The sequence below is a fragment of the Pandoraea sp. NPDC090278 genome, assembly GCF_044772185.1.
In the GTDB taxonomy this organism is placed as follows: Bacteria; Pseudomonadota; Gammaproteobacteria; order Burkholderiales; family Burkholderiaceae; genus Pandoraea.
In genome coordinates this window covers 1,519,750-1,543,112 of record NZ_JBIVYJ010000001.1, presented here as the reverse complement: position 1 = coordinate 1,543,112, position 23,363 = coordinate 1,519,750, and the positions used below count along the sequence as shown (strand labels likewise).

18 protein-coding genes are annotated in these 23,363 nt (G+C 63.3%); 8 read left to right on the top strand and 10 right to left on the bottom strand.

Annotation, left to right across the window (positions count from 1 at the left end):
- Nucleotides 1-52: 52 nt before the first annotated feature.
- The gene (locus tag ACIQWO_RS06610) at nucleotides 53-1,978 is read left to right on the top strand and encodes a SurA N-terminal domain-containing protein (protein ID WP_402820832.1); all 1,926 of its coding nucleotides are present in this window, start codon (nucleotides 53-55) and stop codon (nucleotides 1,976-1,978) included.
- Nucleotides 1,979-2,049: 71 nt separating this feature from the next.
- On the opposite strand, the gene ACIQWO_RS06605 is transcribed toward ACIQWO_RS06610, so the two are convergent.
- Nucleotides 2,050-2,709 carry an arylesterase gene (locus ACIQWO_RS06605; RefSeq protein WP_402820829.1) on the bottom strand — a complete coding sequence of 220 codons (660 nt, stop codon included), beginning with the start codon at nucleotides 2,707-2,709 and terminating at the stop codon, nucleotides 2,050-2,052.
- 52 nt (nucleotides 2,710-2,761) lie between these two features.
- Here ACIQWO_RS06605 and ACIQWO_RS06600 point away from each other — a divergent pair, with 52 nt between their 5' ends.
- Nucleotides 2,762-3,454, top strand: a complete 693-nt coding sequence (locus tag ACIQWO_RS06600; protein ID WP_402820826.1) for an ABC transporter ATP-binding protein — start codon at nucleotides 2,762-2,764, stop codon at nucleotides 3,452-3,454.
- A 151-nt stretch (nucleotides 3,455-3,605) separates the two neighbouring features.
- On the opposite strand, the gene pgi is transcribed toward ACIQWO_RS06600, so the two are convergent.
- The 3 genes from pgi to ACIQWO_RS06585 all read right to left on the bottom strand — a co-directional run bounded on the left by pgi (nucleotide 3,606) and on the right by ACIQWO_RS06585 (nucleotide 8,466).
- Complete coding sequence (gene pgi / locus ACIQWO_RS06595) at nucleotides 3,606-5,264, bottom strand: glucose-6-phosphate isomerase (protein ID WP_402820823.1); 1,659 nt, start codon at nucleotides 5,262-5,264, stop codon at nucleotides 3,606-3,608.
- Nucleotides 5,265-5,344: 80 nt separating this feature from the next.
- The gene (locus tag ACIQWO_RS06590; protein WP_402820820.1) at nucleotides 5,345-6,931 is read right to left on the bottom strand and encodes an NAD(P)H-hydrate dehydratase; all 1,587 of its coding nucleotides are present in this window, start codon (nucleotides 6,929-6,931) and stop codon (nucleotides 5,345-5,347) included.
- Between the two features lie 260 nt (nucleotides 6,932-7,191).
- Nucleotides 7,192-8,466 carry a D-amino acid dehydrogenase gene (locus ACIQWO_RS06585; RefSeq protein ID WP_402820817.1) on the bottom strand — a complete coding sequence of 425 codons (1,275 nt, stop codon included), beginning with the start codon at nucleotides 8,464-8,466 and terminating at the stop codon, nucleotides 7,192-7,194.
- Nucleotides 8,467-8,731: 265 nt separating this feature from the next.
- On the opposite strand from ACIQWO_RS06585, the gene purL reads away from it, so the two are divergent.
- Nucleotides 8,732-12,763 (top strand): phosphoribosylformylglycinamidine synthase, encoded by a 4,032-nt coding sequence (gene purL / locus ACIQWO_RS06580; RefSeq protein ID WP_402820814.1) that lies wholly within the window; start codon nucleotides 8,732-8,734, stop codon nucleotides 12,761-12,763.
- A 161-nt stretch (nucleotides 12,764-12,924) separates the two neighbouring features.
- On the opposite strand, the gene ACIQWO_RS06575 is transcribed toward purL, so the two are convergent.
- The 6 genes from ACIQWO_RS06575 to ACIQWO_RS06550 all read right to left on the bottom strand — a co-directional run bounded on the left by ACIQWO_RS06575 (nucleotide 12,925) and on the right by ACIQWO_RS06550 (nucleotide 17,402).
- Complete coding sequence (locus ACIQWO_RS06575; protein ID WP_402820812.1) at nucleotides 12,925-13,719, bottom strand: peptidylprolyl isomerase; 795 nt, start codon at nucleotides 13,717-13,719, stop codon at nucleotides 12,925-12,927.
- A 62-nt stretch (nucleotides 13,720-13,781) separates the two neighbouring features.
- Nucleotides 13,782-14,045: a BolA family transcriptional regulator gene (locus ACIQWO_RS06570; RefSeq protein ID WP_039397988.1), complete on the bottom strand. Its 264-nt coding sequence runs from the start codon at nucleotides 14,043-14,045 to the stop codon at nucleotides 13,782-13,784.
- A gap of 25 nt (nucleotides 14,046-14,070) precedes the next feature.
- Nucleotides 14,071-14,604: a septation protein A gene (locus tag ACIQWO_RS06565; protein WP_150737101.1), complete on the bottom strand. Its 534-nt coding sequence runs from the start codon at nucleotides 14,602-14,604 to the stop codon at nucleotides 14,071-14,073.
- Nucleotides 14,605-14,713: 109 nt separating this feature from the next.
- Nucleotides 14,714-15,217, bottom strand: a complete 504-nt coding sequence (locus ACIQWO_RS06560; RefSeq protein ID WP_402820805.1) for a NirD/YgiW/YdeI family stress tolerance protein — start codon at nucleotides 15,215-15,217, stop codon at nucleotides 14,714-14,716.
- An 80-nt stretch (nucleotides 15,218-15,297) separates the two neighbouring features.
- Nucleotides 15,298-15,720 carry a peptide-methionine (R)-S-oxide reductase MsrB gene (gene msrB, locus ACIQWO_RS06555; protein WP_402820802.1) on the bottom strand — a complete coding sequence of 141 codons (423 nt, stop codon included), beginning with the start codon at nucleotides 15,718-15,720 and terminating at the stop codon, nucleotides 15,298-15,300.
- 164 nt (nucleotides 15,721-15,884) lie between these two features.
- A complete protein-coding gene (locus ACIQWO_RS06550) occupies nucleotides 15,885-17,402 on the bottom strand; it encodes a YdiU family protein (protein ID WP_402820799.1) in 1,518 nt (505 codons plus the stop codon).
- Between the two features lie 262 nt (nucleotides 17,403-17,664).
- Here ACIQWO_RS06550 and ACIQWO_RS06545 point away from each other — a divergent pair, with 262 nt between their 5' ends.
- The 5 genes from ACIQWO_RS06545 (at nucleotide 17,665) to ACIQWO_RS06525 (ending at nucleotide 23,283) form a co-directional block, all read left to right on the top strand.
- Entirely contained in the window at nucleotides 17,665-19,293 is a 1,629-nt protein-coding gene (locus ACIQWO_RS06545; RefSeq protein WP_402820796.1) for a 3-(methylthio)propionyl-CoA ligase, read from the top strand.
- 277 nt (nucleotides 19,294-19,570) lie between these two features.
- Entirely contained in the window at nucleotides 19,571-20,467 is an 897-nt protein-coding gene (locus ACIQWO_RS06540) for a branched-chain amino acid ABC transporter permease (RefSeq protein ID WP_402821874.1), read from the top strand.
- Nucleotides 20,467-21,750, top strand: coding sequence for a branched-chain amino acid ABC transporter permease (locus ACIQWO_RS06535; RefSeq protein WP_402820793.1), 1,284 nt, complete (start codon nucleotides 20,467-20,469; stop codon nucleotides 21,748-21,750). The genes ACIQWO_RS06540 and ACIQWO_RS06535 overlap by 1 nt, the downstream gene beginning before the upstream one ends.
- Nucleotides 21,747-22,574: an ABC transporter ATP-binding protein gene (locus ACIQWO_RS06530; protein ID WP_402820790.1), complete on the top strand. Its 828-nt coding sequence runs from the start codon at nucleotides 21,747-21,749 to the stop codon at nucleotides 22,572-22,574. Before ACIQWO_RS06535 ends, ACIQWO_RS06530 begins: the two co-directional genes overlap by 4 nt.
- Nucleotides 22,567-23,283: an ABC transporter ATP-binding protein gene (locus tag ACIQWO_RS06525; protein ID WP_402820787.1), complete on the top strand. Its 717-nt coding sequence runs from the start codon at nucleotides 22,567-22,569 to the stop codon at nucleotides 23,281-23,283. The genes ACIQWO_RS06530 and ACIQWO_RS06525 overlap by 8 nt, the downstream gene beginning before the upstream one ends.
- The last annotated feature ends 80 nt before the right edge of the window (nucleotides 23,284-23,363 follow it).

Below are 23,363 nucleotides of genomic sequence, written 5' to 3'. Positions count from 1 at the left end.
TTTTTGCCATATAGCGTCATAAAACGCATCCAGACGACTCTTCCGATTTCGTATGTTCGACTTCATTCGCCGTCACCAACGCTTAGTTCTCATCTTCCTGACGGTGCTGATCGTCCCGTCGTTCGTGGTGTTTGGCGTTCATGGCTGGCAGGAATACGCCTCGGATGCCGGTACGATCGCCAAGGTCGGCGATCAGACCGTGACGCGCCAGGAGTACGACAGCGTGCTGCGCGCACAAACGGAGCGCATGCAGCAGATGTTCGGCGGCGCCGTTGACGCGAGCCAGATCAACACCCCGGAAATGCGCAGTGCTGTGCTGGATAATCTGATCCAGCAAAAGCTGCTGCAACAGGAAACCCTCAAGAAGAATCTGTCGGTGCCCGACACGCAAGTGCGCGAGGCGCTGCTCGCCATTCCGGCCATTGCCCAGTTGCGCCGTGCAGACGGTTCGATCGATCAGGCGGCTTACGAGCAACTGCTGTCCGCGCAGAACCTGACGCCGCAGCGTCTCGAAGCGCAGATCCGTTTCGAACTGGCGTCGAATCAGTTGCCGTCGAGCGTGCAAGCGAGCGCCATGCTGCCGAAGACGGTGCTCGAACGTTTCGCACAACTGCGTTCGCAGCAACGCGAAGTGTCGGCGCTGGACTTCCCGCTGACGGACTTCGTTGGCAAGATCGTACCGACGCAGCAACAGATTCAGGCGTACTACGACGCACACAAGGCCGCATTCCAGACGCCGGAGTCGGCAGAGATCCAGTACGTGGTGCTCGATCCGAAGGCCATGCCGACGTCGGCGCAAACCGCGCCGAGCGACGATGTGCTGCGCAAGATGTACAACGACAATCTGAAGCAATACACGACGCAGGAAGAGCGCCGTGCATCGCACATTCTGATTGCCTCGCCTGCAGATGCGTCACCGGCCGACCACGCCAAGGCGAAGGCCAAGGCTGACGCGATCCTCGCGCAGATCAAGAAGAATCCGAACGACTTCGCCAAGCTGGCCAGCGAGAACTCGGAAGACCCGGGTTCGAAGGGCAACGGTGGCGACCTCGGCTTCTTCGCGCGCGACGCGATGGTCAAGCCGTTTGCCGATGCCGCATTCGCACTCAAGAGCGAAGGTGAAGTGAGCGATGTCGTGACGAGCGACTTCGGTTATCACATCATCAAGCTCACGGGCATCAAGCCGGCGCAAACGAAGTCGTTCGACGAAGTGAAGTCGCAACTGGCCGATCAATATCGTCAGCAGGAAGCCGCGAAGGGCTACGCTAAGCTCGCGGACCAGTTCACGAACGCCGTGTACGAGCAGCCGGATAGCCTGCAACCGGTGGCCGACAAGTTGAACCTGAAGGTCCAGACTGCCAAGGTAACGCGTACGCCGGATGCCGCACTCGCCCAGAGCCCGCTCGGCAACGAGAAGCTGCTCAAGGCTGTGTTTGGCGACGAGTCGCTCAAGAACAAGCGTAATACCGAGGCTGTGGACGTGGGGCAAGGCGTGCTGGTGTCGGCTCGCATCGTGACGTATCACCCGGCTGCCACGCCGCCGCTCGATCAGATCGAAGCACAAGTGAAGCAAAAGGCGATTGCCGATCTGGCCGAGCAGGAAGCCAAGAAGGCAGGCGAAGCGAAGCTGGAAGCGCTTAAGAAGGGTGGCGATGCGGCATTCGGCGCTGCGCAAACCGTCTCGCGCGACAATCCGGGCAAGCTGGTGCCGACGGCACTGACCGCCATTTTCGGCGCGGACACGAGCAAGCTGCCCGCTTATGTTGGCGTGTCGCTGGGCGAAGGTCAGGGCTATGCCGTGTATCGCATCAGCAAGGTGTCCCAACCGGGAACGCAAGATCCGCAGCGTCTGGCGGCAGAAGCGCAACAACTCAACCAGTTGGCCGCACAGGCCGAGTGGAATGCGTGGGTGGGCGATCTGCGGGCGCGCTCGAAGGTCAAGGTTGTGAACGACGTGACCAAGGCGGCGAGCAACTGATCGCGTGAGGATCGTGTCGCGCACGATCCGTCAGCCATAACGAAAAACGGCCAACCGAGTTGGCCGTTTTTTTATGCGCCGGACTTTGATGTCCGTGAGTCTGCGGCTTTTGCCGGTGGTTTGGCGGGCGCTGCCGCTGCGGCGGGTTTGAGCAGAGGTTTCACCGTCGGCCAGACGTTTTGCAGAATCTGCGGATGCGCCTTGGCGAGCGGATGAATCTGGTCTTGCTGGAACCAGTCCTGATGTTCGATGACGCCCGCCAGCAGGAACGGCACGTAGCCGGTCTTTTCCTGCTTGGCGATGGTCGAGAACATGGTGAAGAATTGCTCGCTATAGTCGGGCCCGTAGTTTGGCGGGATGCGCATGCCGACCACGATCACACGGCTGCCGACCTTGCGCGACGCGGCGATCATCTCGCGCAGATTGCTGCGGGTGAGATCGAGTGGGATGCCGCGCAGTGCGTCGTTGCCGCCCAGCTCGATGATAGTCACGGCGGGGTGATAGCGTTCGAGTAACGGGGCGAGGCGGGAGCGCCCGCCACTCGTCGTGTCGCCACTGATACTGGCATTCACGACGTTATAATCGTAGCCACTCTGCGTGATCGTCTGCTGCATCAGATTGACCCAGCCGGCACCGCGCGCGATGCCATATTCCGCCGAAAGGCTGTCGCCCACGACGAGAATTGTCGGCGCGCCAGAACTTGCCGCGTTCGCCGCGGTCCCTGTCAGCATGCACCAGCCAACGGCGGCTGATGCGGCCAATTTCAAGAACTCTCTTCTTGCCATGTCGTTTTCCGAAAACGTAATTGAAGTGCGGGGCCTGGGCAAACGGTTGCGTGATGCCACCGGCGAGCTAGTCATTTTGCAGGATATCGACTTCTCCGTCGCGAAAGGCCAAAGCGTGGCCATCGTGGGAGCGTCGGGGTCCGGAAAGTCCACGCTGCTCGGTCTGATGGCAGGGCTCGACACCGCGACCGACGGCAGCATCACGCTGCTGGGCAAGTCGCTCGGTGAGCTTGACGAAGAGGGGCGCGCCGCGTTGCGACGGGGGGCCGTCGGCTTCGTCTTCCAGTCCTTTCAACTGATGCCGCACCTGACAGCACTCGAAAACGTGATGTTGCCGCTCGAGCTGTTGGGTGAGACACGAGAGATTCGCAATCGTGCCGTCAAATTGCTGGAACAGGTAGGCTTGGGGTCGCGCCTGACGCACTATCCTAAGCAACTCTCGGGCGGTGAGCAGCAGCGTGTGGCACTCGCACGCGCGTTTGTGACGGCGCCTGCCGTGCTGTTCGCCGACGAGCCGACAGGCAGTCTCGACACGGCCACGGGCGAGCGAGTCATCGAATTGATGTTCTCGCTCAACAAAGCCAGTGGCGCGACGTTGGTGCTGGTGACGCACGATCTGGCGATTGCGCAGCGTTGCGACGCCACGGTGCAGCTTGCGGGCGGACGCGTCGTGAATGGTGCGGCGATCTGACTCGCGATTCCGGCGCCGGGTTGTGAGGACTGTCCGCTCGCCTGACATCGCCTGAAACGAAAAAAGAGAAGCCGTAATGGCTTCTCTTTTCGTTGGAATCTGACGAATCCACAGGCGCTTGCCGGAAGGTCTCCGGCCCCCTGTTGTCCTGTTACCCCTTCTTCTTCAGCGCGTTCCCCGCAATGCGGATCAGCGATGCCGTCGAGGCGTCGTGGGCGTCCGGTTTGAGCGAGTCCGGATCGAGCAGCTCCGGCTCGATCGCGCGGCACAGTGTCTTGCCCAGTTCCACACCCCACTGATCGAACGGATTGATATTCCAGATGGCGGCCTGCACGAACACCTTGTGTTCGTAGAGCGCGATCAACGCGCCAAGGCGTTCGGGCGTCAGCTTATCGATCACCAGCGTATTGCTCGGACGATTGCCCTCGAAGCAACGCTGCGCACCCAGCGGGCCGCCGGCCTGTTCGGGCGTCGCCATCGAGCCGCCCTGAAGGAATGCCTCGCTCTGAGCGAAGCAGTTCGCCAGCAGCTTGCGATGGTGGTCGAGATAGGCCGGTTGATCGTATTGCGGTTCGAGTACGGCGATGAAATCGACCGGCACGAGCGTCGTGCCCTGATGCAGCATCTGGAAGTAGGCGTGTTGGCCGTTCGTGCCCGGCTCGCCCCAGATGATCGGTGCCGTCTGCCAGGCGACGGGCGAACCGTCGATCTGCACCGACTTGCCGTTGCTTTCCATGTCGAGCTGCTGGAGATACGGCGGCAGCTTTTGAAGCGCGTCGGTGTACGGTGCGATGGAGAGCGTCTGTGCGTCGAAGAAATTGCGATACCAGATGCCGATCAGGCCGAGCAGCACCGGCATGTTGGCTTCGAGCGGCGCGTGACGGAAGTGTTCGTCCATTGCGTGCGCACCGGCGAGCAGCGCTTCGAAATGCTGTGCGCCCAGATACAGCATGACGATCAGGCCGACGGACGACCACAGCGAGTAACGTCCCCCCACCCATTCGCCGAACTGGAACACATTCTCACGAAGAATCCCGAATCCCATCGCCTCGTCCACATTGGTCGAGACCGCGACGAAATGCTTGTCGAGATCGCCCTCGGGGATGCCGCTCTGAATGAGCCACGCGCGAATGGTGCGCGCGTTCGTCATGGTTTCGAGCGTCGTGAACGTCTTCGAGCAAACGACGACGAGCGTGGCTTCAGGGTCGAGCGCTGGCAACGTGCGCGCGAGCTCTGTCGGATCGATGTTGGCGATGAAGTTCGCCGATAGATCTTCACGTCCGTAGACGGCGAGGGCATCGCATACCATGCGCGGGCCGAGATCGGAGCCGCCGATGCCGACGTTGATCAGGTGCTTGATGCGCTTGCCCGTCGCGCCGACCCAGCGGCCGTCGCGCACGCGTTCGCTGAAGTCTCGCATGCGTGCGAGCGTCTCGGCGACGCCACTGCTGACTTCGCCCGAGCTGTCGCGAAACGTCACGCCCTTGGGGGCACGCAGCGCAATATGCAGCGCCGCGCGATTCTCGGTGACGTTAACGTGTTCACCGGCCCACATGGCGTCGCGCTTGGCGGGCACGTGGCATTCACGCGCGAGATGGGTGAGAAGCGTGCGCGTTTTGTCCGTAACGCGGTTCTTCGAGTAATCGAGATACAGCCCGGCCGCGTGCAGTGAAAAGTTGTCGACGCGGGCGTTGGCGCCTGCACCGGCGAACCAGTCGCGCATGTGTTGTGCAGCGATTTCGTCGCGGTGTTCAAGCAGAGCGCGCCAGGCGGGAAGTCGGTCCAGACGAACGGATGTCTTGTACGGCATGTGCGATATGGCCATTTCGATAAAGCGAAGTATAACGGGAGTCACCGTGAAATCACGCTGAAATGCGGCTAAGGACGGTGCTATGCGCGGATGGCGCTTGCCGTCGCCAGTTCGGTGCGGATCGCTGGCAGGAGTTCCGACGCCGTCAGACCCGCTGGCCCTGCACCTTCTCGAACACAACGATCGGCGGCGCGTCCGTGAATCCATACACCCGCCAGAGCGGCTTGCGTCACAGGCATGCCTTGCGCAAGCAGTGCGCCGATGACGCCGGTCAGCACGTCGCCGGTCCCGGCCGTCGCCAGCCCGGCATTGCCGGTCGTATTGATCCAGGTCGTTGCGCCATCGTCTACGACGGTGCCCGATCCTTTGAGCACCACTGTCGCGCCAAAATGCTGTGCCAATGCGCGGGCGGAAGCGAGTCGGTCCGACTGGATGCGGGCGACGTCGCAACCTGCGAGCCGGGCGGCCTCCAACGGATGCGGTGTGAGCACCGTCGGTCCGGCGCGGCGACGCACGCGCTCCGCAAGCGCCGGTTCGGCGGCCAGCAGGTTGAGCGCGTCGGCGTCGATCACCAGCGGCGTATCGTCCAGCGCCAATGCGCGGGAGAGGCAAGCCGCTGATGCGGCCGACGTTCCCAGTCCGGGGCCGACGGATACCGCTTGCATGGTCGCGAGATCGAGATTCTCGGCGTGCCGCAGCATGAGCTCCGGATGCACCGGATCCCACGCGGGGGCGTCGTGCGCGACGAACCCGACATACACGCGACCGGCACCGCTCATCAGGCCCGTGCGCGCAGAGAGCATTGGCGCGCCCACCATGCCATCGAAGCCGCCGAGGACCGCCAGCGAACCGTAGCTGCCCTTGTGCGACGCATGATGACGATGCGGCAAATGCGTGCGAAACGCATCGGGCGAGAGGGTGGCGATGGGAGATCGCGCCGGTACTTCCGCGAATGCGTCGTCGGCACCCAGTGTGGCGACGAGCACATCACCGGCGACATCGCGCCCGATGCCGGTGAAAAGTCCCGGGCAGGCGCCGATCATCGCCATCGTCTCATCGGCGCGGATGACCGGCCCGGCGGCCATGCCGGTGGCGGCAAGCAGTCCGCTGGGAATGTCGATGGCGAGCACCGGCGTGCCCTCTGTGTGTGCGTAGGCAATGTTCTCGACCAGTGTGGCGGCTGCGCCGTCGAGGGGGCGGGAGAGCCCGATGCCAAACAGGCCGTCGACGATCCACGCATAAGGCGTCGGTTGTGGCCAGGTGGTCGGCGCGGGCCGCACCGGCACGCCAGCAGTGAGGGCTTCGCCGAGCGCCCAGCGAGCGTCGTCTGCGGTGGGCGGCGAGAGTTGCCACACGTCGACCAGCACGCCGCGACGGTGCAATTCGCGAGCGGCAACGTAAGCGTCTCCGCCGTTGTTCCCGGGTCCCGCGAGCAGCAATACGGGTTGACGTCCCGCGCTTGCGAGGGCGGGGAGGCGGCCATAGAGCCAGTGCGCAATGGCCGCTCCGGCGCGCGCCATCAGGGTGTGAGGGGGCAGTTTGGCGGCGGCAACGCGCTCTACGTCGCGCAGTGTGGCGGGGAGAGACAGGTCGAGCGACGCGGTGATGGAAGCGGTCGTCGATACGGTGTCGGGAAGGGAGTGCGGTGCGCGCGGGGAATCGGACATGACAGGCGAAGCTCCCGGAAGCTAGGGCAATGGAGGCGGCGTCGCAGCGCACGACGCGCCCCGTTCGATTCCTGTCGGGGGGACAAGAGGCGTCTGGGGACGTCGCCACGCTTGGCGTGCCTATCAGGGAATTATGCCGTCAACGCGCCGCTTCGCCTGTCAGTATGAATCCCGACACTGTGTCGGCAATCTCCGACGCGGCGAACCGAGCGGGAAACGGTGAAAGGGGGCATCCCCCGTCGTTTCCGCTCGGTCAGTGCTCACCGATCGTATCGAGCGAGCGTCAGCCCGTTCAGATCGATATCGGGTGTTTGTCCGGAGATGACGTCGGCGAGCACGCGTCCCGAGCCGCAGGCCATCGCCCAGCCGGTCGAGCCGTGGCCGACGTTGAGGAAAATGCCGGGCAGATGCGTCGCGCCGAGCAGCGGCGGGCCATCCGGCAGCATCGGACGCGCACCGACCCACGCCCGCGCCTCGCGGTATTTGCCTGCGCCAGGGAACCAGTCGGTCGCCACCTTGTAAAGCGTTGCGATGGCGCGCTCACGCAGCACAAGCTGCGTGTCCCCCAGCTCGGCCGTGCCCGCAATGCGCAAGCGGTTGCCCTGCGGGGTGATGGCGGTCTTGTACGACTCGTCCATGACGGCGATTCGCGGGCTGAACAGTTCGGTCTTGACCGGCACTGTGATCGAGTAGCCCTTGATCGGCCACAGCGGCAGGTCGATACCGAGCGGGCGCAGCAGTGTGGTGCTCGCCACACCTGCGGCGATCACGACGGCGTCCGCTTCGAGCGTCGATGTTTGCCCCATCTGGGCGGTACTGGCCGTCTCGACGCTGACGCCGGCACGGCCAACGTTCGGTCGCACGGAGAGGACCGTCGTTTCGTTGGCGAGCGTGACGCCCATGTCGCGTGCGATCTGGGCAAGGCGCTTGGTGAACAGCGGGCAGTTGCCGGTCTCGTCGCGCGGCAGATGCAGGCCGCCAGCGAGTTGCGCATCGGTGGAAATGGCCGGTTCGAGCTTGCGGCACTCCTCGGCGGTCAGCAGCCGGTGCGGCACTTCATTCTCGGCGAGCATGGCGCGCGCCGGCTCGTTCATCTTGATCTCGCGCTCGGTACGGAACAATTGCAGATAGCCCTGCGTATGTTCGTATTCGAAGATGTGAGACTCACGCAGTTCGTGGAGGCAGCGCTGGCTATAGAACGCGAGACGCTGCATGCGTTCGCGATTGGCGCGATAGCGGTCGATCTTGCACTCGCGCAGCCAGCGGGCGGCCCAACGCCACGTGCCGGCCGACAGGCCGGGGCGGAAGATGAGCGGGCTGGCGGCGCTGAACATATAGCCCAGCAGCTTGCGCGGCATGCCGGGCGCGGCCCAGGGCGTGACGTAGCCCGGGGCGATGACGCCTGCGTTGCCGAAGCTGCTCTCTTGCGCAACCGTGCTATTGCGCTCGACGAGCGTGACCGTGTGTCCCGCAGCGGCCAGATAGTAGGCAGTACACGTGCCAATGACCCCGCCGCCGATAACGATGACCTTCATTCCCAACCGTCTGGTGTGTGGCGAACGCCCGTTCGTTCGCTTGTTAGTGTCGTTTTTTGACGTGCCGCATGGCCGGCGAGCTGCATGAACCGGGTTTTGCGGCCCGAGTGGATACGGGGCGCATAGGTTACCAGAGAGACGCCCTCACAGGGCGGGACGCAACGCAGATTGCCTGTCGCGCACTCGGGTATAACCCGGGGTAAGCAGGGTATAATCCCGGTTTGTCGTTCCCCCGCGTTCTGAACGCCTCGCCTTCCGTCCTTCCATGACTCACATTGCCTGCTTCGCCGGCGCCTTGGCGCTCTCCGAATTCCGCCAGCAACGTCTTCTGCAGACCCTGCAAGCCATCGACAGTTCGATCGTGCGCATCGATGCGCGCTACGTCCACCTGGTCGCCAGCGCCGAGCCGCTGTCGGGTGACGATGTCGCCCGTGTCGCCGGTCTGCTCACTTACGGTGAACTGGTGCGCGAAGAGCCGGTGGGCGACCAACTGCTGGTGATTCCGCGTCTGGGTACGATTTCGCCGTGGGCAAGCAAGGCGACGGATATCGCCCGTAACTGCGGCATCGATCACGTGCGCCGCATCGAGCGCGCAGTGGAATACACGATTGGCGTGAAGTCGGGCCTGCTGGGTGGCAAGAAGTCGCTCGCCGCCGACGTGCTCGCCCGTGTGGCTGCCGTCCTGCACGACCGCATGACCGAAACCGTCGTCGCGACGCGTAAGGATGCCGAAGTGCTCTTCGTCGAACTGCCGGCCAAGCCGCTGCAGACGGTCGACGTGATCGGCGTGGGCCGCAGCGCACTCGAAGCCGCGAACCGCGATCTCGGTCTGGCGCTGGCCGAAGACGAAATCGACTATCTTGTCGACGCCTTCACCACCCTGAAGCGCAATCCGACCGACGTCGAACTGATGATGTTCGCGCAGGCCAACAGCGAGCACTGCCGTCACAAGATTTTCAATGCCGACTGGACCATCGACGGCGAGCGTCAGGACCTGACGCTGTTCAAGATGATCAAGAACACGCACCAACTGCACCCGCAGGGCACGGTGGTGGCGTATTCGGACAACGCTTCGGTGATGGAAGGCGCCGAGGTCGAGCGCTGGTATCCGCGCGGTGCCGACGGCAAGTACGGCCGCAGCGTCGAACTGACGCACACGCTGATGAAGGTCGAGACGCACAACCACCCGACGGCGATTTCGCCGTTCCCGGGCGCGTCGACGGGCGCGGGCGGCGAGATTCGTGACGAAGGCGCGACGGGCCGTGGATCCACGCCGAAGTCCGGTCTGACGGGCTTCACCGTGTCGAATCTGGCGCTGCCGGATGCGCGTGAATCGTGGGAAAACGACCGCGACGTGGCCGTGCCGCCGTCGCTGCGCAAGCCTGACGACACCGGCGCTGACTACGGTCGTCCGGACCGCATCGCGTCGCCGCTGCAAATCATGATCGACGGCCCGCTCGGCGGCGCTGCGTTCAACAACGAATTCGGCCGTCCGAACCTGGGCGGTTACTTCCGTACCTACGAACAGAATGTGGGCGGTCGTGTTCGCGGCTATCACAAGCCCATCATGATCGCGGGCGGCATGGGCAACATCGCCGCGCAACACACGCACAAGCACGACCTGCCTGCTGGCACGCTGCTGATCCAGATCGGCGGCCCGGGCATGCGCATCGGCATGGGCGGCGGTGCGGCCAGCTCGATGGCGACGGGCACCAACACGGCCGAACTCGACTTCGACTCGGTGCAGCGTGGCAACCCGGAAATCGAGCGCCGTGCGCAGGAAGTCATCAACTGGTGCTGGCGCCAGGGCGAGGCCAACCCGATCCTGTCGATTCACGACGTCGGCGCAGGCGGCATCTCGAATGCATTCCCCGAACTGGTCGACGGCGCAGGCAAGGGCGCACGTTTCGATCTGCGTCAGGTGCAGTTGGAAGAGTCGGGCATGTCGCCCGCCGAAATCTGGAGTAACGAAGCGCAGGAGCGCTACGTGCTCGCCATCGCACCGGACAGCTTCCCGGCATTCCAGGAAATCTGCCAGCGCGAGCGTTGCCCGGTGGCGGTCGTGGGTGTCGCCACGGACGAGCGTCAACTGAAGCTGGTCGACCCGATGCATCCGGAATCGCCGGACCCGGTCGACATGCCGATGGACGTGCTGCTCGGCAAGCCGCCGCGCATGCACCGTAACGTCACGCGTGTGAAGCAAGAGTTCCCGCCGGTGGATGTCACCGGCCTGTCGCTGGACGAAGTGGCGCGTGCGGTGTTGCGTCACCCGACGGTGGCGAGCAAGTCGTTCCTGATCACCATTGGCGACCGTACCGTGGGCGGCATGACGGCACGCGACCAGATGGTCGGTCCGTGGCAGGTGCCGGTGGCCGACTGCGCCATCTCGCTGATGGACTTCGCGGGTTATCGCGGCGAAGCGATGACGATGGGCGAGCGCACGCCGCTGGCGGTGATCGACGCACCGGCGTCGGGCCGCATGGCCGTCGGTGAAGCCATCACCAACATTGCCGCAGCACCGATTACGTCGCTGGATCAGATCAAGCTGTCGGCCAACTGGATGGCCGCGTGCGGCACCGAAGGCGAAGACGCTGCGCTGTTCGACACGGTGAAGGCCGTCGGCATGGAGCTGTGCCCGGCGCTGGGTCTGTCGATTCCGGTCGGCAAGGATTCGTTGTCGATGCGCACGAAGTGGGACGACGCTGGCCACAACAAGGATGTGGTCGCGCCTGTGTCGCTGATCGTGTCGGCATTCGCACCGGTCGAAGACGTTCGTGGCCATCTCACGCCGCAACTGCGCTCGGTCGCTGACGCGGGTGAGACGGTCCTGATCGCCATCGATCTGGGCCACAACAAGAATCGTCTGGGCGGCAGTATCCTCGCGCAGGTGACGCAGCAGATCGGCGATGTGACGCCCGATCTGGACGACGCGCAGGATCTCAAGCGTTTCTTCGACGCCATCCAGAAGCTCAACAGCGACGGCAAGCTGCTCGCGTACCACGATCGTTCGGACGGTGGTCTGTTCGCCACGGTCGCGGAAATGGCGTTCGCCGGTCACGTCGGCGTGTCGCTCAACGTCGACATGCTCACGCTCGACGAAGGCTTCGAGTCGGATTATGGCGATGCCAAGGATTGGGCGAAGCAGACCGTCGGCCGTCGTGAAGACAAGACGCTGCGCGCGTTGTTCTCGGAAGAACTCGGCGGCGTGATTCAGGTGCGTGCTTCGGAGCGCGACGCCGTGTTGCAGACGCTGCGTGAAGCGGGTCTGTCGTCGTGCACGAACGTGATCGGCAAGCCGAACACGAACGACGTGATCGAAATCTATCGCGATGCCAAGAAGATCTTTGGTGCTTCGCGCGCCGAACTGCAACGCGTTTGGACGGAAGTGAGCTGGCGCATTGCGCGTCTGCGCGACAATCCGGCGGCAGCGGACGCCGAGTACGAAGCGCTGAACGACACGAGCGACCCGGGCCTCTCGCCGAAGGTGACGTTCGATCCGAGCGAAGACATCGCGGCACCGTTCATTGCATCGGGCGCACGTCCGAAAGTGGCTGTGCTGCGTGAACAGGGTGTGAACTCGCACCTGGAAATGGCCTATGTGCTGGACAAGGCCGGTTTCGAAGCTTACGACGTGCACATGAGCGACCTGCTGGCGGGCCGTCATTCGCTCGAAGCGTTCAAGGGCTTCATCGCGTGCGGCGGTTTCTCGTACGGCGATACGCTGGGTGCAGGTGAAGGCTGGGCGAAGACGATTCTGTTCAGCCCGTCGCTGGCCGAGCAATTCGCGGGCTTCTTCAATCGCGCCGACACGTTCGCGCTGGGCGTGTGCAATGGTTGCCAGATGATGAGCAACCTGTCGAACCTGATTCCGGGTGCGGCGGCATGGCCGAAGTTCACGTACAACCAATCGAAGTACGAAGCGCGTCTGACACAGGTGGAAGTGCTCGATTCGCCGTCGCTGTTCTTCAAGGACATGGCCGGTTCGCAATTGCCGATCGTGATCGCACACGGTGAGGGCTTCGCCAACTTCGGTCAGCAGGGCAACATCGACCAGGCGATTGCGGCGATGCGTTTCGTCGACCATCGTGGCCAGCCGACCGAGCAGTATCCGTACAACCCGAACGGTTCGCCGCGCGGTCTGACGGCAGTGACGACGGGTGATGGTCGCTTCACGGTGATGATGCCGCACCCGGAGCGCGTGTTCCGCACCGTGCAGATGAGCTGGGCGCCGGAGCAGTGGGGCGAAGACAGCCCGTGGATGCGCATGTTCCGCAACGCGCGCCGCTGGGTGGCTTAACGTGTTGAGGCGTTGCGCGGTGAGCGCGTGCCTCGCTTGATGCTGCAAGTCTGAAAGACCGTCTTTCCTGACAAGGGGAAGGCGGTTTTTTTGTCCGATGCCCATAAACAAAAATCCCGCCAGTTGGCGGGATTTTCGTTTTGCTTCAGCAGCTAAAACGCTTACTGAATCTTGGCCTTCTTTTCCAGGCCTTCGATGAAGCCTTGCAGCTTCTCTTCCTGCATCTGCTGCACGAGCTGCGGCTTGACGTCTGCCAGCGGCGGGATCTGTGCGTCGCGCACGTCGTCCAGTTCGAGCACGTGATAGCCGAACTGCGTCTTCACCGGCGTTTGCGAGTATTGACCCTTCTGCAGCTTTTGCAGTGCGTCGGCGAACTCAGGCACGTAGGCGTTGGCCGGGGACCAGTCGAGGTCGCCACCGTTCTGTGCCGAACCCGGATCCTTCGAGTACTGCTTGGCGAGGTCGGCGAACTTCGCGCCGCCCTTGAGCTTGGCGATGATGTCCTTAGCCGTGTCTTCGCTCGGCACGAGGATGTGACGTGCGTGATATTCCTTGTCGCCGAATTGCTTCTTCAACTGATCGTAACGCGCTTGCAGGTCAGCGTCCGTGACCGGCGACGTCTTCTGGAAGTCGGTGATGAGCGCGCGGATCAGCACGCCTTGCTCGGCCAGCTTGAGCTGCTGCTTGACGACCGGATCGGTCGCCAGACCCTTGCTGATGGCTGCCTGCGCGAGCACTTCGCGCTTGACCAGTTCTTCGCGCACTTGCTGCTGCAGTTGCGGTGAGTTCGGCTGACCCTGACGGACCATCTCGCGCAACATGGCGTCGGCGCGGGCCACAGGCACCGGCGTGCCGTTCACGACGGCGACGTTCTGGGCGAGGGCGGGGAGGGAGACGGCGGTCAGCGACACGGCTGCGCCGAGCGCCAGTGCCGTGCGGGCGAGTTTCAATGCCATGCTGTTTTTCCTAACGAATGACGAAGGCAAGATTAATCGACGGGGGACGCGTCGCAGGCTAGTTACGCTTCGCCAGGGGCGAGCGCAACGATGGCGAGGGCGTGAATGCCGTTCTGCATCAAATCGGCTAGCGCATCATACACCAGGCGGTGCCGCGCAACGCGGTTACGTCCGGTAAACGCGGCGGATACGATGCGCACGTTGTAATGCCCGCCCGAGGCGGCGCCCGCGTGTCCGGCGTGCCGCGCGCTATCGTTCTCAAGCGCAAATTCAAGTGGGGAGAGCGCAGCGGTGAGCCGCGCTTCGATTTGCTGTTCCATGGTCATGGCGGAGGCTTCCTGACAGACGACGTTACTCGTCCTGTTTGATGTACTTCGCGAGCCACAGGCTCTGCACGACGATGAACACGACCATGAGGCCCATGCCGCCGAAGAGCTTGAAGTCGACCCACGTGTCGGTGGAGAAGTGATAAGCGATGACCAGATTCAGCACGCCCATCGCAAGGAAGAAGAGCGCCCAGCTGAAGTTCACGGCGCGCCACAGATGCTCGGGCAGCGCCATTTGCTTTTCCATCATCGCGCGGATCAGATTCTTGTCGAACATCAGTTCGGCGACGAACAGCGTGATGCCGAAGAGCCAGTAAAGCGCAGTGGGTTTCCACTTGATGAAGGTCTCGTCGTGCAGCAGCATGGTCGCGCCGCCGAACACCACGATAATCGCAAGACTCACCCATTGCATGGGTTCTACCTTGCGGTGGCGCAACCACATCCAGATAACCTGAGCAATCGTCGTGACGATCGCGATGCCGGTCGCAACGTAAATACCGGCGAATTTGAAGGCGACGAAAAACAGGATGACCGGTAACAGGTCGAAGAGAAATTTCATGAAGTCTCGGCTTGGGGGCTTCGGAGGTTTCCGCCCCCGGCGCAAAGGCCGGGGCGCAAACCCGCATTATATTTCAAAGGCCCGTGCCGGGAACGGAGAAGCGTGTCGGTTACTTGACGATTTCGATGCGCTTCACGTCGATATCGTTCGGCTTCATACGATGGGTGTCCACCTCGCCGATGATGCGCACCCGCGTCTCCGGGGTAATCTGCTGACCGGTCGGAAGATATTTGTCGTCGAGTTCGATCTCAATCGATCCGGAAGCGTCCTGGAACGTGTAGTGCTCGTGCTTGATCCGGTTGACGATATGCCCCTCGATGACGGCCTCCATATCCTTCGGGGCCTTGAGCGCCTGCTCGACCGTCACGGCGCGCGGCATGACCGCCGGTACAGACACGCTGCCTCCGGCCGTCGCGCCAGCTTGCGGCACGTTGATTTGCGCGTGCGCCGGAGCGCTAAGGATGACGCCACCTGCAATCAGCGAGGCGGCGACGGCGAGGCTAAGACGGCGTTCGGATTTCTTGGACATGACATGGGCTCCCAGTAAAAAGTCAGGTGGACGCAAGACTAAGGCCAGAAGTTGCCAATTGCGGGAGAACGGCGTGAAATTCACGCCGATTCACCGTGATTCAGCGGCGCGCGGCCGCCTTTTGAAAGCGGACGCCGTGGCGTCCGCTATGCAGAAGATTACCCTCAATCGTCTTTCGGCTTGTCGGACGCTCCCGCCTGATCCTCAAAGTTCAGCGATGCCGAGTTGATGCAGTAGCGCAGGCCCGTCGGCTGCGGGCCGTCTTCAAAAACGTGCCCCAGGTGGGCGTCGCAGTTGTGACAACGCACTTCCACGCGCACCATGCCATGACTGTAGTCGGCGATTTCGTCGATGCCAGCGCCGTCAATCGGTTTGGAATAGCTCGGCCAGCCGCATCCGGCATCGAACTTCTCGGCCGACTCGAATAGCGGCGCGCCGCAGCACACGCATCGGTAAGTGCCGTCCTTCCAGTGATCCCAATAACGGCCGGAAAAGGCATGCTCGGTCGCCGCGTGACGGGTGATCTCGTACTCGACGTCGTCGAGTTGGGCACGCCATTCGGCGTCGGTCTTTTCCACTTTGCTCATAGAAATCTCCTGTGGGGCGCCAGCACGGCGTGGGTCACCGTGCGTCGCATACGTTCAGTCGGGTTCAAAGGGATTCAGCGTGTCAGGAAGCCAATATGGGGACAAATCCTGTCTTTGCAACGCGCAGGTACACCACGTCCGCGGCGCGCCGAACCCCAAAATAATCAAGACGAGCAGCTCACTTCCAGTTGACCGGCCCAGTCCGGCGGCAACTCGGCGTAGCGCTCGAATTCGGGTTGTTCGTCATACGGATGCGAAAGCACCTTGAGCAGCGTATCGACCTCGGAGAAGTCCTTCTCGTTAGCGCGACGAATGGCGACTTCCGCCAGATGGTTGCGCAAGATGTACTTCGGGTTGACGAGCCGCATTGCCACGGCGCGTTTCGCGTCGGTGCTGGCCTCATGACGCAGACGCGCGCGGTAATCGACCGCCCACGCGTCGAATCCCGGACGGTCGATGAACATGTCGCGCAACGGGGCGTCCGCGTCGGGGTTGTCCAGTTGCAACGTCGCCAGCGTGCGGAACAGATGCGTGAAATCGACGCGCCCTTCGTGCATCAGCTTGAACAGCCGGTTGATGAGCGCCTCGTCGTCGGCATGCGACTCGCGCAGGCCCAGCTTGGCGCGCATGCGCAGGTCGATTTCTTCGGCAAAGCGCGTCTTGAAAACGGGTAACACCGATTTCGCTTGTTCGATGGCCGCTTCGCCTTCGCCGAACAGCGGCAGCAACGACTGCGCCAGACAGAACAGGTTCCAGTACGCGACGTTCGGCTGTGCCTGATAGGCGTAACGTCCCTGCGTATCGGAGTGATTGCAGATGTGATGCGCGTCGAAGCCATCGAGAAAGCCGAACGGGCCGTAATCGATCGTCAGACCGAGAATCGACATGTTGTCGGTGTTCATCACACCATGGCAGAAGCCCACGGCCTGCCAGTGCGCCACGAGCTCAGCCGTCGCATCGCATACGGCGCTCAGCAGCGCCAGATAAGGGTTGGCTTCCTCGCGGCAGTGCGGATAGTGGTGGTCGATCGTGAAGTCGGCAAGCTGACGCAAGGCTTCGTACTGATCGCCCGCCCAGAAGTGTTCGAAGTGGCCGAAGCGGATGAAACTCGGCGACAGACGCGTGACGACGGCTGCGGTCTCGATCGTCTCGCGGCGCACCGGCGCGTCCGAACCGATCACGCACAGGGCACGCGTGGTCGGCACGCCGAGGTGAAACATGGCTTCCGAGCCGAGAAACTCGCGGATCGACGAGCGCAGCACGGCGCGTCCGTCGCCCATGCGCGAATACGGCGTGAGACCGGCGCCCTTGAGTTGAATCTCCCAGCGCCCGCCAGGGCCGTCCGATTCACCGAGCAATAGCGCACGGCCGTCGCCCAACTGACCGGCCCACACACCGAACTGATGCCCGGAGTAGACGCTGGCGAGTGGATCGCCGCCGATCAGCGGGGTATTGCCCCCGAAAGTGGCAAGGAATTCCGGATCGCGCGCGGCGTCCGGCGACCAGCCGAGCAGACGCGCGGCATCGGCGGAGAAACCGACGAGGTAGGGCGCGGGGAGGGGCTGGGGCGGCAGACGGGTAAAGAACTCGGGGCCGAGCGTCGCGAAACGGTTCGCCAACGGTAGCGGTCCGAACGGTTTGAGCGAGGCGGAAACAGTGGCGGAGCGGTCGGTAGCCGGCATTGGGGACGTTCCTGATGGTGAACAAACATTCTACTTGAGGTGTCCGTTGCTTGCTGCCAGCTTGCGTACACTGGCGGGGCGTTGCCCGTGTTGCGCCGCACAAGCGATGAGCGTTGACCGGGCGAGCGTGCACGTCAAGAATGATTTCCGAACACGGCTTTCGGATCGCCTTTTTTGGCGCTCGCTGTTCAGTCTTTCAAATGTTGTTCCCCGACGTATCCCCGTAATTCCGGTTTTTCCGACTTTTCTGGAGATTCGACGTATGGCAACACCGCTCCTCGGTCAGATGATGGCCGCGCCGCTCCTGATTTCCTCGCTGCTCACGCATGCTGCCCGCCACCACGGCGACACCGAGATCGTGTCGCGCCGTGTCGAGGGCGATATCCATCGCTATACCTGGCGCGACGCCGAGCAGCGCGCGCGTCAACTGGCTCAGGCCCTGCGCCGTCTGGGCGTGAGCGACGGCGAGCGCGTGGGTACGCTGGCATGGAACGGTTACCGGCACCTTGAGCTGTACTACGCCGTCTCCGGCATGGGCAGCGTGGTGCACACCGTCAATCCCCGACTGTTCCCAGAGCAGATCGCCTACATCGTGGGGCATGCCGAAGACCGCTACGTTGCGTTCGACATCAACTTCCTGCCGCTGGTCGAAGCGATCGCGCCGCTGTGCCCGGGCGTGCAGGGCTGGATCGCGATGACCGATGCGGCACACATGCCTGCGTCGAATTTGCCGTTGCTTTGTTATGAAGACCTGATTGCCGCCGAGGACGGTGACTTCGCGTGGCCGTCGATGGACGAGAACACGGCATCCGGGCTTTGCTACACGTCGGGCACCACGGGCAATCCGAAAGGCGTGCTGTACAGCCATCGCTCGACGGTGCTGCATGCGTTCGGGGCGTCGCTGCCCGATGCCATGAGCATGTCTGCGCGCGACGCCGTGCTGCCCGTCGTCCCGATGTTCCATGTGAACGCGTGGGGACTGCCATACTCCAGCGCGCTCACCGGCGCGAAGCTCGTGTTCCCCGGCAAGGATCTCGATGGCAAATCGCTCTACGAACTTTTCGAAGCCGAGGGCGTGACGTTCTCGGCGGGGGTGCCAACCGTCTGGCTCGGGTTGCTGACGTACGTGAAATCGATTGGGGCCCGTTTTTCCACGCTGGAACGAACGGTTATCGGCGGTTCGGCTTGCCCGCCCGCCATGCTGCAATCGTTCGAAAAGGATTACGGCGTTCGCGTCATTCATGCGTGGGGCATGAGCGAAATGTCGCCGCTCGGTACGTTGTGCCACCTTCGCAAGCATCATCGCGACCTGCCTGAGCCGGAACAGCAGCACATTCTGGAGAAGCAGGGGACGGCTATATATGGTGTCGATCTGAAGATCGTGGGGCCCGACGGCGACGAGTTGCCGTGGGACGGCAAGGCGTTTGGTGATCTCCACGCGCGTGGGCCCTGGGTGCTTGATCGCTATTTCCGCGCCGACACTTCGCCACTGATCGACGGCTGGTTCCCGACCGGCGACGTGGCTACCATCGACCCGGAAGGCTACGTGCAGATCACGGACCGCAGCAAGGACGTCATCAAGTCCGGCGGCGAGTGGATCAGTTCCATCGACGTCGAAAACGTCGCCATGGCGCATCCGGAGATTCACGAAGCCGCGTGCATCGCGATTCGTCACCCCAAATGGGAGGAGCGACCGTTGCTGGTGGTCGTGCGCAAGCCCGGCTCGACGCTCAGCCGTGAGGACGTGCTGGCGTTCTATCAGGGGCGCGTCGTGAAATGGTGGATTCCGGACGACGTGGTCTTCGTCGACGAGATTCCGCATACGGCGACAGGCAAGATGCTCAAGCTCAAGTTGCGGGAGAAATTCCGCGATTACGAGGCGGCGACGTGACATTTCCGGAGTGAGGGCGGCGTGCCCCGCAGACCGGATCGGAATCTTCCGACTCAGCGGTGCTCGTCGTCCGAAATCCAGCATTGACGCCGTTTTTCGGGCGATCCAGGGCCATTTCGACTGCACGTCCCCTCTATAATGTCACCCTGAATTTCCCCCGATGCGGAGCTTGCGCCGCGTCTTTCATTGGCTTCCCGAAGGAGACGCAGTGCATCTGCTGAGTGACACCACCGGCCTCGTACTGGTGAACGGTGTGAGCTACGGCTTGCTGCTGTTCATGCTGTCCAGCGGACTCACGCTGATTTTCAGCATGCTCGGCGTGCTGAACTTCGCGCATGCCAGCTTCTATATGCTCGGCGCGTACTTTGCTTATGCGTTATCGGGCGTGGTCGGTTTCTGGGCGGTGCTGATCGTCGCGCCGCTGGTAGTCGGCGTCGCGGGCGCCGTGTTCGAGCGCGTCGTCCTGCGACGTCTGCGTGTGCGCGGTGCTTTGGCGGAATTGCTCGCCACATTCGGGCTGGCCTATATCGTGGTTGAGCTGGTGCAGCTTGCATGGGGGCGAGGGCCGGTCGACTACGGCGTGCCAGCAGCCTTCGAAGGCGTTCTCGTTCACGTGGGCGGGATTGCCGTGCCCGCCTATCGCCTGTTTTTGATGGGCCTTGCCTGCGCGATTGCGCTGCTCGTCTGGGTGGCTTTTCGTGCGACACGCGCCGGACTGATCCTGCAGGCGGCGCTCTCGCAGCCAGCGATGACACAGGCGCTTGGATACGACGTGCCGTCTCTCTATACAGGGGTGTTCGCGTGCGGTGCGGCGCTGGCCGCCCTTGCCGGTGCGGCAGGCGGCAATGTGCTGGTGACGGAGCCGGGCATGGCCGCGACGGTCGGCAGTGTGGTGTTCGTCGTCGTGGTCGTCGGTGGGCTCGGTTCGTTGGGTGGCGCGTTCGTCGCGTCGTTGCTGATCGGGTTGCTGCAAACCTGGGCGGTGACGAGCGACGCGACACTCGATCAATGGTGGTCGCACGGCGGTGCCGGTGACGCTGTCTCACCCCTGTCGTTCCTTTCGCCCTTATCGCATCTGAGCGTTGCGCAACTGGCACCGGCCGTCCCCTATCTGCTCATGGTTGCGGTGCTGTTGTGGCGGCCGCGCGGGCTATTCGGCGTGAGGGAGGGGTGATGGACGAGGTGATCGTGAACACGCCGCATGCGCCGCACGCGAGTCCTGCGTCGTGGCGTTGCCGGGTGGCCGTGTGGGGTGCCTTTGCCGCCATCCTGTGTGTGGCCCCGTGGTGTTTCCCGTCCGACGCGGCGCTGACCCTGATGACGCAAATGGGGACGGCCGCGATTCTTGCACTCTCATTCAATCTGCTGCTTGGCTCGACGGGCCTGCTCAGCTTTTGTCATGCGACTTACGCGGGCATCGGCGCGTATGCCGGTGTGTGGTGCATGAATCGCATCGGCATTCAGGGGTTGCCGGTGTCGATGGCGCTCGTGCCGTTCGCGGGGGCGCTGGCCGGGGGCGTAGCGGGCGCCACGCTCGGGTATGTCACGACGCGTCGCGCCGGGATGACATTCGCCATGATCACGCTCGGTGTCGCTGAGCTTGTCTGGGTGATGGCCGCGATGCTGCCGGAGTGGTTCGGCGGCGAGCGCGGCATTCCCACCGACCGCACGCTGGGTGCTGCATGGTTCGGGGTGACGTTCGCGACGCAACGCGAAGTCTATGGGCTGGTCGCTTTCTGGTTGTTCATCTCTGCGGGCTTGATGTTTGGCGTGACGCGCACGCCGCTGGGATTTCTGGCGCGTGCCGTGCGCGACAACCCGGTGCGCGTGGCATTCCTTGGCCAGTCGCCCGCCGCTGTGCGATACCGCATGCAGATCCTTGCAGCAGCGTTCGCAGGCGTGGCCGGTGCATTGGGTGCGATGAATTTCGAACTGGTGAGCGCCGATACATTCAGTCTGGAACGCTCGGGCGTTGTGCTCGTCTTCACGGTGCTGGGCGGGGTGTCGTATTTCGCCGGGCCAATGTTGGGGGCTGTCGTTGGTGTGTTTGCGACGGTCGTGCTCGCCACGATGACCCGAGCGTGGCAACTCTATCTGGGCCTGGGATTTCTGGTCGTCGTGGTGTTCGCGCCGGGTGGCATTGCGGGCCTGCTGGCGGCGCATTGGCAGGCATGGCGTGACGGTGCGCTTCGCAAGCTTTGGAAGCCCTACGCAGCCGTGTGTGTGGGTGTCGTGCTGACACTGTCCGCTGGCGTCACGATCATCGAGATGATCTATGACGCGCGCCTTGCCGTCGATGGGGTGTCGACCAGCGACCTGAGCCATCGATTAGGCGTGGGCGCGTGGATGCTCGTGGTCGTTGCGGGTCTTGCAGGCGGGTTCATCCTGATGTTTGCAGGGCGTCGCTTGCGCCGCAAGGTCGGCGACGTCGCGGTGACAGCGGAGATCCTGAGATGAGCCCATTCGTCACGCGCGCGGATCCGGCGACGACCCAGGCACAGGCGCTGAGCATTCGGGGGATCGGTAAAGCGTTCGGCCGAACACAGGTGCTGAGTGGTGTCGATCTGACGCTCTCGCCCGGTGAGCGACTTGCCATCATCGGCCCGAATGGCGCAGGAAAAAGCACGCTGTTCGATGTCATCACGGGGAGAACGCGTCCCGATAGTGGGCGAGTGCTGATGCACGATCGCGATGTGACGGGCCGCCCGCCGCATGTCATCAGCAGGCTCGGGTTATCGCGCAGCTTTCAGACGTCGCAATTGTTTGGCCAGATGAGCGTGATCGACCATTTGCGGTGTGCCGGTCTTTGGTCGAGCGGCCATCGTTATACATTCTGGCGGCGCATGCGCGGTCTGGGCGATGTGACTCGTCGCAGCGAAGCATGGCTCGAACGTCTTGGACTGGAAGCCCGGCGCGATGTGCCTGCGGGGGCGTTGAGCTACGCGGAGCAGCGCGTGCTGGAGGTCGGGTTGTGCGCGGCATCGGCGGGCGGCGTGATGTTGCTCGACGAGCCGACCGCCGGTATGAGTCAGTCGGAGTCCGTGCGCATGGTGTCTCTGATCGCCGAGCTGAGCCGGGGGCGCTCGCTGCTTATGATCGAACACGACATGCATGTCGTGTTCTCACTTGCCGACCGAATCGCGGTGCTGGCGCGTGGTGCGGTGATCGCGTGCGATACGCCGGACCGGATTCGTACGCATCCCGATGTGCGGATGGCGTATCTCGGCGAATTCGCGGACAGATTCGACGTCGAGGCAACGAGCGAGGGCCGCGATGCTTGAGTTAATCGACGTCAGAGCCGGTTATGGAGGCAGCCGCGTGTTGCACGGCGTGACGATGCGGGTCGCCCCGGGCGAGATCGTCGCGGTGCTTGGGCGCAACGGGGCGGGGCGCTCCACGCTCGCTCGCGCCATCATGGGGCAGGTGGCCCGCGAGGGAGAAATCCGCTGGCACGGGCAATCGCTGACCGCATCGGCGTCACATCAGATCGCCAGACTGGGCATCGGTTACGTGCCGGAGACGCGCGATGTCTTTGGGCCGCTGACCGTGCTCCAGAATTTGCAGCTTGGCCAGCGTGCCGTGAAGCAACGGACTGGTGCGGGTGCCTCCGACCGGACAATGACCGTTGCGCAGGCCTTTGAGCGATTTGAAGAGCTGGCGCCGCGTCGCGACGCACCGGCGGCTTCGCTATCGGGCGGCGAGCAGCAATTGCTTTCCCTGTGCCGGGCCATGATGGCCGGGCCGGATTTGATGATCGTCGACGAACCGACCGAGGGACTCGCGCCGCGCGTGGTAGCGCGCATTGGCCGGATTCTCACGGATCTGCGAGCGACGGGCGTCGCCATTTTGTTGATCGAACAGAAGCTCTCGCTCGCGCTGAGTTGTGCGCAGCGCGTTGCCGTCATGGGGCGCGGAGCGCTGGTCTTCGAGGGCACGCCGGAGGCGCTTGCCGCCGCGCACGAGATCCGTCGCGAATGGCTTGAGGTGTAGCGCTGCGCTAGAATCGAACGATCGTCTTGCCGCAGCTTGCGGGATCGCGGCACCCCCAAACGACACTAACAATATTAGGA

Excerpts from the sequence above, each read along its gene's own strand:
- purL (WP_402820814.1), top strand. The coding sequence starts at position 8,732 with ATGACTCACATTGCCTGCTTCGCCGGCGCCTTGGCGCTCTCCGAATTC.
- ACIQWO_RS06590 (WP_402820820.1), bottom strand. The coding sequence starts at position 6,931 with ATGTCCGATTCCCCGCGCGCACCGCACTCCCTTCCCGACACCGTATCG.
- ACIQWO_RS06530 (WP_402820790.1), top strand. The coding sequence starts at position 21,747 with ATGAGCCCATTCGTCACGCGCGCGGATCCGGCGACGACCCAGGCACAG.
- ACIQWO_RS06570 (WP_039397988.1), bottom strand. The coding sequence starts at position 14,045 with ATGACCATGGAACAGCAAATCGAAGCGCGGCTCACCGCTGCGCTCTCC.
- ACIQWO_RS06525 (WP_402820787.1), top strand. The coding sequence starts at position 22,567 with ATGCTTGAGTTAATCGACGTCAGAGCCGGTTATGGAGGCAGCCGCGTG.
- msrB (WP_402820802.1), bottom strand. The coding sequence starts at position 15,720 with ATGAGCAAAGTGGAAAAGACCGACGCCGAATGGCGTGCCCAACTCGAC.
- ACIQWO_RS06575 (WP_402820812.1), bottom strand. The coding sequence starts at position 13,719 with ATGGCATTGAAACTCGCCCGCACGGCACTGGCGCTCGGCGCAGCCGTG.
- ACIQWO_RS06610 (WP_402820832.1), top strand. The coding sequence starts at position 53 with ATGTTCGACTTCATTCGCCGTCACCAACGCTTAGTTCTCATCTTCCTG.
- ACIQWO_RS06565 (WP_150737101.1), bottom strand. The coding sequence starts at position 14,604 with ATGAAATTTCTCTTCGACCTGTTACCGGTCATCCTGTTTTTCGTCGCC.
- ACIQWO_RS06605 (WP_402820829.1), bottom strand. The coding sequence starts at position 2,709 with ATGCTGACAGGGACCGCGGCGAACGCGGCAAGTTCTGGCGCGCCGACA.
- ACIQWO_RS06540 (WP_402821874.1), top strand. The coding sequence starts at position 19,571 with ATGCTGTCCAGCGGACTCACGCTGATTTTCAGCATGCTCGGCGTGCTG.
- ACIQWO_RS06585 (WP_402820817.1), bottom strand. The coding sequence starts at position 8,466 with ATGAAGGTCATCGTTATCGGCGGCGGGGTCATTGGCACGTGTACTGCC.
- ACIQWO_RS06535 (WP_402820793.1), top strand. The coding sequence starts at position 20,467 with ATGGACGAGGTGATCGTGAACACGCCGCATGCGCCGCACGCGAGTCCT.
- ACIQWO_RS06600 (WP_402820826.1), top strand. The coding sequence starts at position 2,762 with ATGTCGTTTTCCGAAAACGTAATTGAAGTGCGGGGCCTGGGCAAACGG.
- ACIQWO_RS06545 (WP_402820796.1), top strand. The coding sequence starts at position 17,665 with ATGGCAACACCGCTCCTCGGTCAGATGATGGCCGCGCCGCTCCTGATT.
- ACIQWO_RS06550 (WP_402820799.1), bottom strand. The coding sequence starts at position 17,402 with ATGCCGGCTACCGACCGCTCCGCCACTGTTTCCGCCTCGCTCAAACCG.
- pgi (WP_402820823.1), bottom strand. The coding sequence starts at position 5,264 with ATGCCGTACAAGACATCCGTTCGTCTGGACCGACTTCCCGCCTGGCGC.